The sequence below is a fragment of the Sanguibacter sp. A247 genome (genome assembly GCF_052324925.1).
Lineage (GTDB): Bacteria > Actinomycetota > Actinomycetes > Actinomycetales > Cellulomonadaceae > Flavimobilis.
Window position 1 is genome coordinate 366004 of sequence record NZ_JBQPRE010000002.1, and the last position, 14451, is coordinate 380454.

9 protein-coding genes are annotated in these 14451 nt (G+C 68.3%); 8 read left to right on the top strand and 1 reads right to left on the bottom strand.

What is annotated here, in order from left to right; genetic code table 11:
• Positions 1 to 134: 134 nt before the first annotated feature.
• A complete protein-coding gene (locus tag ACTVCO_RS05805; protein ID WP_443727462.1) occupies positions 135 to 356 on the bottom strand; it encodes a hypothetical protein in 222 nt (73 codons plus the stop codon).
• A 243-nt stretch (positions 357 to 599) separates the two neighbouring features.
• On the opposite strand from ACTVCO_RS05805, the gene mfd reads away from it, so the two are divergent.
• The 8 genes from mfd (at position 600) to ACTVCO_RS05845 (ending at position 14408) form a co-directional block, all read left to right on the top strand.
• Complete coding sequence (gene mfd / locus ACTVCO_RS05810; protein ID WP_443727910.1) at positions 600 to 4253, top strand: transcription-repair coupling factor; 3654 nt, start codon at positions 600 to 602, stop codon at positions 4251 to 4253.
• A gap of 270 nt (positions 4254 to 4523) precedes the next feature.
• Positions 4524 to 5009 carry an adenylyltransferase/cytidyltransferase family protein gene (locus ACTVCO_RS05815; protein WP_443727463.1) on the top strand — a complete coding sequence of 162 codons (486 nt, stop codon included), beginning with the start codon at positions 4524 to 4526 and terminating at the stop codon, positions 5007 to 5009.
• An 11-nt stretch (positions 5010 to 5020) separates the two neighbouring features.
• A complete protein-coding gene (locus tag ACTVCO_RS05820) occupies positions 5021 to 6589 on the top strand; it encodes a sugar transferase (RefSeq protein ID WP_443727464.1) in 1569 nt (522 codons plus the stop codon).
• Between the two features lie 184 nt (positions 6590 to 6773).
• Positions 6774 to 7589, top strand: a complete 816-nt coding sequence (locus ACTVCO_RS05825; protein ID WP_443727465.1) for a MazG family protein — start codon at positions 6774 to 6776, stop codon at positions 7587 to 7589.
• Between the two features lie 187 nt (positions 7590 to 7776).
• On the top strand, positions 7777 to 11319 hold the full coding sequence (locus tag ACTVCO_RS05830) for a carbohydrate binding domain-containing protein (protein WP_443727466.1): 3543 nt from the start codon (positions 7777 to 7779) through the stop codon (positions 11317 to 11319).
• Between the two features lie 264 nt (positions 11320 to 11583).
• Positions 11584 to 12864: a phosphopyruvate hydratase gene (gene eno, locus ACTVCO_RS05835; protein ID WP_443727467.1), complete on the top strand. Its 1281-nt coding sequence runs from the start codon at positions 11584 to 11586 to the stop codon at positions 12862 to 12864.
• Positions 12865 to 13040: 176 nt separating this feature from the next.
• Entirely contained in the window at positions 13041 to 13751 is a 711-nt protein-coding gene (locus ACTVCO_RS05840) for an FtsB family cell division protein (protein WP_443727468.1), read from the top strand.
• A gap of 114 nt (positions 13752 to 13865) precedes the next feature.
• On the top strand, positions 13866 to 14408 hold the full coding sequence (locus tag ACTVCO_RS05845) for a DUF501 domain-containing protein (protein WP_443727911.1): 543 nt from the start codon (positions 13866 to 13868) through the stop codon (positions 14406 to 14408).
• The last annotated feature ends 43 nt before the right edge of the window (positions 14409 to 14451 follow it).

Here is a 14451-nt window from a genome sequence, read left to right on the forward strand (position 1 = left end):
GCCTGGCGCCGGCGGACCCTCGGTTCGCGGAGCTTTGGCGCTCGGAGCCGTTCGCGGAGCTGAGCTCGTGGAGCCCTGGCGCTCGGAGCCTGGGTTCTTAGCTGGGCTCTCGAGCCGGGCCCCCAGCGGGGCTCTCAGCGAGCGTCGCCCCAGACGTCGTTCCAGGAGTCGGTCCATGTGCCGTTCTGGGCGCTGTGCCAGGCAGCGGCGGTCGTGGCCGCGGGGGTCCATATCGTCGGTGGGGCGGTGCGCGCGGCCATCGTGCGGTCGCGGCGGTGGTGTCGACGGACGGCGAGCACGACGGTGAGCAGCGTCAGGGCGACGGCGACGATCGGTGCGTAGATCTCGATGGGCACGAGTCCTCCTCGCTCGGGATGTGGAGAGGTGTCTGTGTCGATCGTCGCGATGAGGGGGGAGCAGCCGACAGGGGGCGTGGGGGTGAGTCGTGGGGTGAAACAGGGGGCTGACGCTCAAGGTGTGGCTGCGAGTCCCGGGCGTAGAGTTGGGCCTACGGCCTGACCGCGCACCTCTCGTGCCTGCGTGTCGGGCCTGTCCGCGTGCCCTCGCCAGAGCGGCGCTGCCTCACTCCCTGGAGAATGATGTCCCTCACCGGTGTGCTCGACCTGCTGCGTGACGATGCGGCGGTTGCCGAGGCCGTCGACCGTGTGAGCGCGCGCGGTGCGCTCGATGTCGTCGCGCCCGCGGGTGTTCGCCTGGGGTTGCTCGCGCTCCTTGCCGGTGCGCGTCCGCCCGGCCGGGCAGCGTCCGGCAGCGCGCCGACGAGCAGCGACCTCGCGACCGCTTATGGCACGGGCCGCCCGCTCGTCGTTGTCACGGCGACAGGTCGCGAGGCCGACGAGATGGCCGCGGCCCTGTCGTGCTACCTGCCTCCGGACGACGTCGCTGTCCTGCCCGCGTGGGAGACGCTCCCGCACGAGCGTCTCTCGCCGCGCGCAGATACGGTCGCGACGCGCCTGGGCGTCATGCGCAGGCTCGTTCACCCGGCTGCGGAGCGTGGCGTCGATGGCCCGATCCGGGTGCTCGTCGTGCCGGTGCGATCGCTGCTGCAGCCCGTGGTCGCGGGTCTGGGCGATCTCGAACCGGTCCAGCTGCGGGCGGGCGATCGGGTTGATCTCACCGAGGTCGCGCAGCGTCTTGCCGACGCCGCATACTCGCGCGTCGACATGGTGGAGCGACGCGGTGAGTTCGCGGTGCGTGGTGGCATTCTCGACGTCTTCCCTCCGACCGAGGACCACCCGGTCCGCATCGAGCTGTGGGGCGAGGACGTCGAGGAGGTGCGGTGGTTCGCGGTTGCTGACCAGCGCAGCCTCGAGATCGCCGAGCACGGCTTGTGGGCGCCTCCGTGCCGAGAGCTGCTGCTGACCCCGGACGTGCGGGCGCGGGCTGAGGCGCTCATCCAGCGGCTGCCGGGTGCGACGGAGATGCTCGACCGCATGGCCCAGGGCATTGCGGTCGAGGGCATGGAGTCCCTCACGCCCGCGCTCGTCGATGAGATGATCCCGGTGCTCGATCTCGTGCCGGACGAGTCGCTGATCGTCGTCGCGGACCCGGAGCGGGTGCGTCGTCGGGCGTATGACCTCGTCGCGACGACCGAGGAGTTTCTTGCGGCCGCGTGGACGTCGGCCGCCGCTGGGGCGGCGACGCCGCTCGACCTGTCAGCTGCGTCGTTCCTCACGATCGCCGACCTGCGTGACTTGGCGGCCGTGCGCGGTCTGGGCTGGTGGACGCTCACGCCGTTCGCGCACGGCCCCGAGGGCGAGGACGTCACGGTGGTCGACGAGGACGCTCCGGTCCTGCGCGTGGGGGCGCGTGACGTCGAGACCTATCGCGGGGACCTGCAGCGGGCGCTCGACGATGTTCGTGGGCTTCAGCTCGCGGGCTGGCGCCTCGTCCTGCTCACCGAGGGGCACGGCCCCGCGCGGCGTATGGCCGAGCAGCTGTCGGCCGAGGGGACGGCTGCTCGGCTGGTGAGCGCGGTCGAGGGTGCGCCTGAGGGCGGGGTCGTTCACGTGCTGGCTGCGTCCGCGGGCGCGGGCTTCGTGCACCCGGACCTGAAGCTGGCGGTGTTCTCGGAGTCTGATCTCACGGGACGGGCAGGCAGCTCGACGCGCGACATGCGTCGTATGCCGTCGAAGCGCCGCAACGTCGTTGACCCGCTGGCTCTGCGTCCGGGGGACTACGTCGTCCACGAGCAGCATGGTGTGGGGCGGTTCGTCGAGCTCGTGCAGCGGGCCACCGGTGCGGGTGCGAAGAAGGCGGTGCGCGAGTACCTCGTCGTCGAGTACGCGTCATCAAAGCGCGGACAGCCGGGTGACCGGCTCTTTGTCCCGACGGATCAGCTTGACCAGGTGACGAAGTACACCGGAGGTGAGTCGCCGAGCCTCAACCGCATGGGTGGCGCCGACTGGCAGAAGACCAAGGCCAAGGCGCGCAAGCACGTCAAGGAGATTGCGGGCGAGCTGGTCCGTCTGTATTCGGCGCGCATGGCGACGCAGGGCCACGCGTTTGGCCCCGATACGCCGTGGCAGCGTGAGCTTGAGGACGCGTTCGCCTACGTCGAAACTCCCGATCAGCTTGCGACGATCGACGAAGTCAAGGCAGACATGGAAAAGCCGGTTCCGATGGATCGGCTCGTGTGCGGGGACGTGGGGTACGGCAAGACCGAGATTGCGGTGCGGGCGGCGTTCAAGGCCGTTCAGGACGGTAAGCAGGTCGCGGTCCTGGTGCCGACGACGCTTCTTGTCTCGCAGCACGTCGAGACGTTCACGGAGCGTTACGCGGCCTTCCCTGTGACGGTCAAGGCGCTCTCGCGATTCCAGACGGACACGGAGGCTGAGGCGGTTCTTGCGGGCCTCAAGGACGGCTCGGTCGACGTCGTCATCGGCACGCACAGGCTCCTCACGGGGCTCATGCGATTCAAGGACCTGGGTCTTGTCATCATTGACGAGGAGCAGCGCTTCGGTGTCGAGCACAAGGAGACGCTCAAGCAGCTGCGCACGAACGTTGATGTGCTCGCGATGTCCGCGACGCCCATTCCGCGCACGCTGGAGATGGCGGTGACGGGGATTCGGGAGATGTCGACGTTGCAGACGCCGCCTGAGGAGCGCCACCCGGTTCTCACGTATGTCGGGGCGTATGACGAGAAGCAGATTACTGCGGCTGTGCGGCGTGAACTGCTGCGCGAAGGTCAGGTCTTCTACGTCCACAACAAGGTCGACACGATCTCTCGGGCCGCAGCGCGGTTGCATGAGCTTGTGCCTGAGGCGCGCATTGCGACAGCGCACGGAAAGATGAACGAGACGCAGCTGGAACAAGTGATCCAGGACTTCTGGGACAAGAAGTTCGACGTCCTTGTCTCGACGACGATCATCGAGACCGGCCTCGACATCTCCAACGCCAACACGCTCATCCTTGAGCGCGCCGACGTTCTCGGTCTCTCGCAGCTGCACCAGCTGCGAGGCCGTGTGGGCCGTGGTCGGGATCGTGCGTACGCGTACTTCCTCTACCCGCCGGAGAAGCCGCTCACCGAGACGGCTCACGACCGGCTGGCGACGATGGCTGCGCACACCGACCTGGGCGCAGGTATGCAGATCGCCATGAAGGATCTGGAGATTCGCGGCGCGGGGAACCTGCTCGGCGGCGAGCAGTCCGGTCATATCGCGGGCGTCGGCTTTGATCTCTACGTGCGCATGGTGGGGGAGGCTGTGGCCGCCTACCGCGGCGACGCGGAAGAGGAGGCCCCCGAGGTGTCGATCGAGCTTCCGGTCGACGCGCACGTGCCGCACGACTACATCGCGCACGAGAGGTTGCGTCTCGAGGCCTATCAGAAGATTGCGGCGGCGCAGTCGGACGACGTTCTGGCCGAGGTCCGCGCGGAGCTTGTCGATCGGTACGGGCCTGTTCCTCCGGCGGTTTCGGCACTGTTCGACGTCGCGTCGTTCCGGAACTTTGTGCGTGCGGCGGGCCTGCGCGATGTCACCGCGCAAGGTAAGCACATTCGCTTCGCACCGCTCGAGCTTCCCGAGTCGGCGACGATGCGACTGCAGCGGCTCTACCCGGGCACGATGCTCAAGCCGGCGATCCGTTCGATTCTCGTGCCGTTCCCGACGACTGCACGCGTGGGCGGACGTCCGCTGCACGGCGCGGAGGTTCTCGCGTGGGCGCGGCAGCTGGTGGAAGCGGTGGTGCTCGGGTCGGTCGCGGCGGCGGCCGCGCGCGGCGCTGGAGAGTAGGTCGGGGACGGCGGCTCAGTGCAAGAACCCGACATCCCGGGTGCTGCCAGAGTCGCTCATCCGCGCCCCCACCCTGCAGATACGGTCCCTCGCCCCACCCTCACCCCATTGCTTGAGCCTCATCCGCTCAGGTCACCCGACCCCCACCCCGCGCAGGGGTGCCGAGTGATCCCTTCTCGCTCCTAGTTTGGATCCTGCGAGGCCAGGGCTTCGCAGGAAGCGTGTGCGAGACGGCCACGCCAGCGAGTCAAGCGATGGGGAGCACGTCACATGGGTGCAGGGCGGATGCGTGCCGTGGGGGCGGCGCGCAAGGTCGTGGGTTACGCACCCGGGGCATGGGACCTCTTCCATGTGGGCCACCTCAATGTGCTGCGGCATGCGGCTGCGCGCTGTGACTACCTCATTGCGGGCGTCGTCGACGACGCGATGCTCGAGGCCGCGAAGGGGCGTCGGCCGGTCGTTCCTGCTCTGGAGCGGGCCGAGATCATCCGGAGCGTGCGCTTCGTCGACGAGGTCGTCGTCGAGACGCAGCCGGACAAGCTCCTCACGTGGCGCGAGCACCCGTTCGACCTCTTCTTCAAGGGCGACGACTGGCGGGGGACGCCGGCGGGCGCGGACCTCGAGCAGCGGTTCGGTGAGGTCGGCGTCGAGGTCGTCTACTTCCCGTACACGATGCACACATCGAGCACCCAGCTGCGTCGTGCGCTCACCCTCCTCGATCCAGCAGCGGCGCGCACGAGCGTCGCTGCCGAGTGACGGAGCAGGCCGTGGCTCACCAGGTAGGAACGTCGTTCCTGGGTGGACGTCGGCTCGTCGGCGACCACGATGTACGCCGCTTCTTCGAGAGCGTCGCGATCAAGCCCGTGCGGGACTTCGTCGCCGGCGACCGCGCGGGCGGGACCCCGTGGGTTGCGCAGCGCGCGACGCGACGCAGGCTCCTTCCCAGCATCCCGTGGACGGGCCGCTACTCCTCGCTGGTCGGAATGCTCGACGTCATGGCGATCGTCGCGGCTGCGGCCGTGGCGGTGCGTCCGTGGGCGGGCGGCGACCTGCTGGGCCGGACGGTGGTCGCGCTTCTTGTCTCGTTCCTGTGGGTCGGGGGGCTCATGGTCGACAAGACGCGCGACCGCCGGATCGTCGGCATCGGTCTTGAGGAGTACGCGCGGGTGTGGCGTGCGAGCTGGCGCGTCGCCGCCGCGTTCGGCCTTGGTGCGTTCCTTGCGGGCGTTCCGGTTGACCGTTGGGTCGTGGTTCTGCTCATGGTCGTCGGGCTGCCGCTCGTGCTCCTTGCGCGCTACGGCGCGCGCACGTACCTGAGGTCGTTGCGCGACGAGGGACGTGCGTTGTCACGCCTTGTCGTTGCCGGCTCCCGGCGGTGCGTCGAAGAGTTGATCGACGAGCTCAACACCAACCCTCGGGCGGGCTACCTTGTCGTGGGTGCCTGTGTCCCGGGTGGCGATCCCCTCAGGGGTGAGTCGGTCGCGGGTGTCCCCGTTCTCGGCGATGTCCCCGACATCCCGCACCAGGTCAAGGTGGTACGGGCTCACGCGGTTGCGGTTGCTGGAGCGGACAGTCTCACCGCCGGAGTCGTTCGGGACTTGGGCTATCGCCTCGAGTCGACCGGAACTGATCTCATCGTCGCGCCCGGGCTGGTTGATGTGGCGGGGCCGCGGGTCGTGCTCAGCCCCGCCGAGGGATTGTCGCTCGTGCACGTCGACGCACCTCAGTTCACAGGGGTGCGGTACGTCGCGAAGTCGGCGCTCGACCGCGGCTTGGCCCTCGTGGCTCTCCTCGTCCTCGGCCTGCCCATGCTCCTCATCGCCTTGCGGGTGCGGACGACGAGCGCAGGTCCCGTGCTCTACCGCCAGGAGCGGGTGGGCCGTGATGGGCGTCCCTTCAAGATGCTCAAGTTCCGGTCGATGCGCGTGGGCGCGGATGCCGAGCTTGATGAGCTGGCGGCGGCGAACGAGGCGGCAGGCCCGCTCTTCAAGATGCGGGACGACCCGCGTGTCACACCGACGGGCGCTGTGCTGCGTCGCTACTCGCTCGATGAGCTGCCGCAGCTGCTCAACGTGCTGCGGGGTGACATGAGCCTGGTGGGCCCGCGTCCGCCGCTTCCGTCGGAGGTCGCGCAGTACGACGGTCACGCGCCACGTCGCATGCTCGTCAAGCCGGGGCTCACCGGCTTGTGGCAGGTGTCGGGTCGCTCGGACCTCTCGTGGGAAGAGGGCCTGCGCAAGGACATCTACTACGTCGAGAACTGGTCGATCGTCGGTGACGTGCTCATTCTCGCGAGGACTTTCCGCGCGGTGTTTGCACACGAGGGCGCGTACTGACACGCAGAGCTCCGGGTCGGACTCACCCCCTGACCGTCGTTCACACGACGGCCGTCCGCCCCGGCCAGCGTCCGGGCTGTCGCCGACGAGTGGCGGCGCCAGCCCGGACGCCAGGGGGCACTGTCATCCCGGACGCCAGGGGCAACTCCATCCAGGCGGCCCCGCGGTCCGGGATGATGGCGTCATGAGTGACGTGTGGGATGAGCTTGTTGGCACGATGGACCGCCTGCGGTCCCCGGGCGGGTGCTCGTGGGATGCGGAGCAGACGCACGAGAGCCTCGTGAGGTACCTCCTTGAGGAGTCGGCCGAGCTCGCCGAGGCGATCGAGCTGCGTGACCGGGCGGGTCTGCGTGAAGAGCTCGGCGATGTCCTGCTGCAGGTCGTGTTTCACGCGCGGATCGCGCAGGAGGACACCGCGGACCCCTTCACGATCGACGACGTCGTTGCTGACCTCACGTCGAAGCTCGTCCACCGGCACCCGCATGTCTTTGAGGGGGCCGCGATCATGGCGGATCGTGAGGCGCAGTGGGATGCGCTCAAGGCGCGGGAGAAGCAGCGCGAGTCGGTGCTCGATGGGATCCCCGCCGGGCTCGGGGCATTGGCCGCGGCGCAGAAGGTGCGGGGGAGGCTACGCCGAGCAGGGCTCCTTGACGCTGCGCTCGACGATGCTGTGCGTGCCGACGCTGCGCCCGCCGATGCCGTGCCTCACCGCGTCCCCGCCGCCGTCGCCGACGCGCCCTCATCGCGCAACTCTCCGCAAGAATCCAGCGTGAACGTCGCAGCGGTTCTGGGGGATCGTCTCGAATCGCTCATCACGGACGCTGAAGCGGCGGGTGTGGACTTGGAAAGCGTGCTGCGGACTCGCACGTCGCGGCTGACTGCTGCCGCTCGGCGGCGCGAGGGGAGTGGGTCGGCGTCCGGCGAGGACGGTCGGACAGCGGGTCCTCCACCCGCTGAATATCTCGCGATGCGGACCGGCGGAGAAGATCCCATCTTGTAGGACTCGCGCTCTCGGGCGGGTGCCCGCGAGTCGACCAGTGCTGTCCTGCTCTCTCCCTTGCGGCTCTCGCAAGTTTCCGTAACCTTGCAGTACGCGACGGAGTCTTGCGGGAGGCGACCGGCGCGGGCGCGACGAGGTCGTCGCGTCTCGGACGGGTCATCGACGACCCCGAGCAAGGAGCCCCCTGATGCCTTACCCCTCGACCACCCCTTTCACGCCGACGCGTGAGCGTCGCGGCAGGCGGCTTCTGGCCGCCGCCGCGGCTGCCGCGCTTGCGGGATCGGGCCTCGCCGCTCTCGCGCTGCCGGCCCAGGGCGCAACGCCGCCCCCGGCCACCTCAGTCTCGTCGCCGAACGGTCGTGGCGACGTCATTCTCAACATGTTCCAGTGGTCCTGGAACTCGATCGCACAGGAGTGCACGTCGACTATCGGGCCCGCTGGCTACGGGTACGTCCAGACGTCGCCCCCGCAGGAGCACATCCAAGGTACCGAGTGGTGGACCTCCTACCAGCCGGTCTCGTACAAGATCGAGTCCAAGCTCGGCACGCGTGCCGAGTACCAGGCCATGATCAACACCTGCAAGAAAGCAGGGGTCGGCATCATCGCCGACGCGGTTGTCAACCACATGACCGGCGCCGACAAGGGTGGCGGAACCGGGACGGGCGGCTCGACCTACGGGATCGAGAATTACCCGGGCCTCTATGGTCCGAGCAATTTCAACGACTGCAAGGAGAACATCGGCAATCGCTACGGCGACCGCTACGTCGTCCAGAACTGCCGCCTCGTCTCCCTGCAGGACCTCAAGACCGGCTCCGAGGACGTGCGCACCAAGATTGCCGGCTACTTCAACGACCTCATCTCGATGGGCGTCGTGGGTTTCCGCATCGACGCTGCCAAGCACATTCCGGCGGCCGACCTGGCGGCCATCAAGTCGAAGCTCACCAAGCCCGTCTTCTGGGTCCACGAGGTGATCGGTGCCCATGGCGAGCCCATCCAGCCCTCGGAGTACCTCGGCTCGGGGGATTCTCACGAGTTCCAGTACGGTCGCGACCTCAAGACGCACTTTGACGGGCAGATCAAGAATCTGCGGTCGATCGGCGACGGCAAGCTGCCCTCGGACCGCGCGGGGGTCTTCGTCGACAACCACGACACCGAGCGCAACGGCGAGACCATGAACTACAAGTGGGGCGCCAAGTACCTGCTCGCCAACGCGTTCATGCTGGCGTGGCCGTACGGGTCGCCGTCGGTGTACACGGGCTATGCCTGGACCAACAAGGATGCTGGCGCCCCGGGCGCCTCGGGCTCGGACGTGCCTGACGCGTCGTGCTCGTCGAGCGCCTGGACGTGCACGCACAAGAAGACCGAGATCACCGGCATGGTGAAGTTCCACAATGCGGTGGCGGGCACGTCTGTGACGAACTGGTGGGACAACGGCAGCAACCAGATCGCGTTCGGTCGCGGCGACAAGGGCTTCATCGCGCTCAACAACGAGGCTTCGCCTGCCACGCGCACCTACAGGACGTCGCTCCCTGCTGGCGTGTACACGGACGTCATCTCGGCTGCGGGCAAGACGTACACCGTCAACGGAACGGGAGAGTTCACAGCGACCGTTCCTCAGTACGGCGCACTCGCGCTGGTTCGCGGTGGAACGACGCCGACCGACCCGCCCACGACGACCGAGCCGACGGATCCGCCGACGACGCCTCCGGCGTCTGGGGCGATGAAGGTCTACTACGCGTCGTCGTGGTCGTCGACGAACATCCACTACAAGGTCGGCTCGGGAACGTGGACGACCTCACCCGGCACGGCCATGGCTCCGGCGTGCGACGGCTATGTTGCCGCTGAGATCCCGGACGGTGCATCGGGCGTGACGGCGGTGTTCAACAACGGCTCGGGCACGTGGGACAACAACGGATCGAAGGACTACTCGCTCTCTGGCACGTCTGTCATCGTCTCGGGTGGATCGGTTGAGGCCGGCAACCCGTGCACGCCGACGTCCGACACGACGACCGTCTACTACCCGTCTGGCACGTGGGCGACGACGAACATCCACTTCCGGGTGGGAACTGGCGCGTGGACCGAGGTTCCGGGCGTCGCGATGGCGCCCGCCTGTGACGGCTGGGTCAAGCACACGATCGACGCCAAGGGTCAGAAGATCACCGCGGTGTTCAACAACGGCTCGGGCACGTGGGACAACAACGGATCGAAGGACTACTCGCTCTCCGGGGAGTCCGTGCAGGTGAAGAACGGTGTCGTGACGTCCGGGGCGCCCTGTGCGTCGGAGCCGGAGGAGCCGACGGAGGAGCCGACGGAGGAGCCGACGGAGGAGCCGACGGAGGAGCCGACGGAGGAGCCGACGGACGAGCCGACGGACGAGCCGACCGACGAGCCCGGTGCGTGCACGACCGAGGGCGCGCAGCCGCTCGTTCCCACGGGTGTCACGGCTGTTCTCGACGGTGACAAGGCGACCGTCACGTGGAACGCGCCGGTCGACTCGGAGTGCGCTGTGCTCTACACCGTCGTGCGCGAGGGTGGTGCTCTCGCTGTGAAGCGTGAGGTTTCAGCGCCGTCGTTCGCCGACTCGGGGCTCGCTGAGGGTCTCACCTACACGTACAAGGTCCGAGCAGAGGGTGCAGACGGCCAGGCGTCGGCTTATTCCGCCAAGGTGACGGCTGGCGCAGCCGAGCCGGAGCCTGAGCCCACGGACGAGCCCACGGACGAGCCCACGGACGAGCCCACGGACGAGCCCACGGACGAGCCCACGGATGAGCCCACCGACGGTTCGTCGACTCCTCCCACGGGTGGGTCGGCCGAGGGGCCGCACTACGCGACGAACCCGTCGGGCCAGAAGGGCAAGAGCAAGACGATCACGGTCGACGGAAGCGCGTCCGAGTGGACTGCCGACATGGTCATCGCCCAGGGCGTGGCGAACGACGACCCGCGGACCTTCCGCGGCTCGCACGAGGGTCCCGTGTACGACCTCTACTCGCTCTCCGGCGCATGGGACCAGACGAATCTCTACCTCATGTGGCAGATCACGAACGTCACGGATGTCGTCGATCCTGCGCAGGGGTACCCGATCTCGGACAACGGCAAGCCGACGAACGGTGACATCCCGTTCCAGCTCGCGTTCGACATCGACCCGGCCAAGTCGGCGTCGGGCCTGATCGACGCGACGACCGATGGCGTGTGGGGGATCCGCAATAAGTTCACGAACGGTGTGGACAAGCTCGCGATGTTCTCCGCGAAGTCGGGTGTCGGCCAGCCGTCGATCTTCTCGCTCAACGCGGGCGGCTCGTTCGACTACAAGCCGGCGAACGTCCTGGGATTCACGGCAGGTGGAGTGACGTACGCGGCCGGCGACGGTCTGACGGCGTCGACGGTCCTCGGCGTGAAGAAGAACGGGTACGAGGGGTATACGCCTGCGGATCTCGCGGACGCGAGCAAGTACACGGACCTCCTCAAGGCGGGTCACGACGCGGCGCAGGACACGTTCTATGAGATGTCCATCCCGCTCGCGTCGCTCGGCCTGACGAAGGCGACGCTCGAGTCGCAGGGCGTGGGCGTGCAGCTCATCAGCACGTTCGGTCAGTCGGGCATCAACTCGCTGCCCCACGACCCGACGGTTCTCGACAACGCCACGAAGGCGTACTCGGCCGACGAGTCGACGTCGATGGAGAAGGAGGACTGGGACACGTTCTCGGTGTCCCTCGCTCGTCTCGGTAAGTGAGGGAGGGGGGACTGGGACACGTTCTCGGTCCCCCGCTCGTCTCGGCACGTGAGGGAGGGGGGACTGGGACACGTTCTCGGTCCCCCTCGCTCGTCCCGGCGCGTTCGCGGCCGGCGTGCGGACGTTCGGGGGAGGTCCGCGCGCCTCTGCCCGGGGTGCGTTGAGTCTGGGGTGTCGTCCGTAGGACGAAAGACGGTGCCCCGGAGCGTGCGGGGGCGACTACCCTAGGAGTGACCACCACACAGTCATCTGAAGGAGTTCTCTGTGGCCATCATCGAAGGTGTCTACGCACGCGAGATCCTCGACTCGCGCGGCAACCCGACCGTCGAGGTCGAGGTCGCACTCGACTCCGGCGTCACCGCGCGTGCGGGCGTCCCCTCGGGCGCGTCGACCGGTGCGTTCGAAGCTGTCGAGCGCCGTGACGGCGACAAGGGCCGCTACCTCGGCAAGGGCGTCCAGGGTGCTGTTGACGCTGTCAACGAAGAGATCGCCCCGGAGATCCTCGGCTTTGACGTCGAGGACCAGCGCGCGATCGACCAGACGCTCATCGAGCTGGACGGCACGTCCAACAAGGGCAAGCTCGGCGCGAACGCGATCCTCGGTGTCTCGCTCGCCGTGGCGCGCGCTGCGTCGGACGAGGCCGGTCTTGACCTCTACCGCTACGTTGGCGGCCCCAACGCTCACGTCCTGCCTGTCCCGATGATGAACATCCTCAACGGTGGCTCGCACGCTGACTCGAACGTCGACATCCAGGAGTTCATGGTTGCTCCGATCGGCGCGTCGTCCTTCAAGGAGGCGCTGCGCACGGGTGCTGAGGTTTACCACTCCCTCAAGTCGGTGCTCAAGTCTGAGGGTCTCGCGACCGGTCTGGGCGACGAGGGTGGCTTCGCGCCGAACCTCTCGTCGAACCGTGCCGCGCTCGACCTCATTCTCGTGGCGATCGAGAAGGCTGGCTTCAAGGCTGGCGAGGACGTCGCGCTCGCGCTCGACGTCGCCGCGACCGAGTTCTTCAAGGACGGCGCCTACCAGTTCGAGGGCGGCACGAAGTCGGGCGACGAGATGATCGCCTACTACGAGCAGCTCGTCGCGGACTACCCGCTCGTCTCGATCGAGGACCCGCTGTCCGAGGACGAGTGGAGCGACTGGGCGAAGCTCGTCGCGAAGGTCGGCGACAAGGTGCAGATCGTCGGCGACGACCTCTTCGTGACGAACCCCGAGCGTCTCGCTCGCGGTGTCGCGGAGAAGTCGGCGAACTCGCTCCTCGTCAAGCTCAACCAGATCGGTACCCTCACCGAGACGCTCGAGGCTGTTCAGCTCGCGCAGCGTGCCGGCTTCACGGCGATGGTCTCCCACCGTTCGGGTGAGACCGAGGACACGACGATCGCTGACCTCGCGGTCGCGGTCAACGCTGGCCAGATCAAGACGGGTGCTCCTGCCCGTGGCGAGCGCATCAACAAGTACAACCAGCTCCTCCGCATCGAGGACGCCCTGGGCGAGGCTGCGGTCTACGCGGGCCGTTCGGCGTTCCCGCGCTGGGGCAAGTGAGCTGTTGCGCCGCGTGCGCATGAGTTCTGGGCGGTGCTAGGCGCTTCGGTGTCAGCTGCCTGACGAGGCCGGATCCCTTCGGGGGTCCGGCCTTCGTCGTCCGTGTGGTGGTGAAGACACTGCACGCATGCGGGTCGCTGGGCCCGGACGGCTCATGGAACGGGCAGGATGGTCTCGTGAGTTCTCGTCGTCCCGTCGCGCCGGGCGGCCCGTCGCGGTCGTCGGGCACGCGCGCGCGCCCGGGTGCGCCGCGGAGCAGCACGGGTCGTGGCGGTGCGGCGCGTCCTGCGAGCACGCGCCCCGCGGGACGCGAGCCGCGCGTGGCGCCGGGTGTGGAGCGTCCGGCGGCGACGGCCTCGGCGTGGCCGCGCACGTTCACGGTGCGGTCGATCGTGCTGTTTGTCGTCGCGATGCTCGCGTTCGTGCTGTTGTTCCCGACGGTGCGCGCCTACTTTGCGCAGACGGCCGAGCTTCAGGCGATGCGACAGCAGGTGGTGGACGCTCAGGTGCGCAACGACGAGCTGCGCTATGAGCTGGGGCGGTGGGACGACGACGCGTTTGTCGCGGCCCAGGCCCGTGAACGCCTCGCCTACGTCTACCCGGGGGAGGTCGCTCTGCGTGTCCTCGACCCGGAGTCGGTCGTCGAGAACGTCAACCCTGAGACCGGCAAAACCGTGACGCAGGGGCCGGTCGACGTGGGGTTCGCGGTGACGCCGTGGTACGCGACGCTGTGGAACTCGCTCGAGGTCGCGGGCACGGTCGAGGTGACAGGCGAGGGCGATCCGGTGCCGCGCCCGAAGGTGTCGGGCGACGCTGACGAGGACGTCGCGACGCCCGACGAAACACAGCCCGACGGAGCACAGCCCGACGGCGCCACCTCTGACTGACGTTCCCTGTGTCCCTGTGTCCTCGTTCCGCGGTGCGGTGGTGCGTGGGGGAGAATGGCTCTCGTCCCCGCAGTCGTCCCCGATGGGAGCCCCGTGACCGAGCAGTCTGAGCCGATGGCGTCTGACGCGCGTCCCGACGTCGACCTTTCGGTCCGTGCCGTCGACGAGACAGTGTCCTCCGCTGATGTGAGTGCGCTGCACGAGCAGCTGGGGCGTGAGGCGCGGGGCATCGTGGGGATTGCGGCGCGTTGCGTGTGTGGGCGCCCGCTCGTGGTCCGGACGGCGCCGCGGCTTGAGAACGGGACGCCGTTCCCGACGACGTTCTATCTCACGCATCCTGCGCTCGTGGCGGGGGCGAGCACGCTCGAGGCCAACGGTGTGATGAAGGAGATGTCGGCGCGGCTGCTCGAGGACGAGGAGCTTGCTGCGGCGTATCGGCGTGCGCACGAGCACTATCTGGCGGAGCGTGAGGCGCTCGGTCATGTCGAGGAGATCGACGGGATCTCGGCCGGTGGCATGCCGACGCGGGTGAAGTGCTTGCACGTGCTTGTGGGTCATGCGCTTGCGGCGGGCCCGGGTGTGCAACCACTCGGTGACGAGGCGCTCGCGCTCATCGCTGCGGCTGGCACGTGGTCGCGGGAGCGCTGCTACTGCTGAGCTGAGGCGCGGCCTGGTTGGGGGCGCCTGGTTGGGCGCGGCC

Coding starts and splice junctions, on each gene's coding strand:
- ACTVCO_RS05815 (WP_443727463.1), top strand. CDS start 4,524: ATGGGTGCAGGGCGGATGCGTGCCGTGGGGGCGGCGCGCAAGGTCGTG.
- ACTVCO_RS05825 (WP_443727465.1), top strand. CDS start 6,774: ATGAGTGACGTGTGGGATGAGCTTGTTGGCACGATGGACCGCCTGCGG.
- ACTVCO_RS05845 (WP_443727911.1), top strand. CDS start 13,866: ATGGCGTCTGACGCGCGTCCCGACGTCGACCTTTCGGTCCGTGCCGTC.
- ACTVCO_RS05830 (WP_443727466.1), top strand. CDS start 7,777: ATGCCTTACCCCTCGACCACCCCTTTCACGCCGACGCGTGAGCGTCGC.
- mfd (WP_443727910.1), top strand. CDS start 600: ATGTCCCTCACCGGTGTGCTCGACCTGCTGCGTGACGATGCGGCGGTT.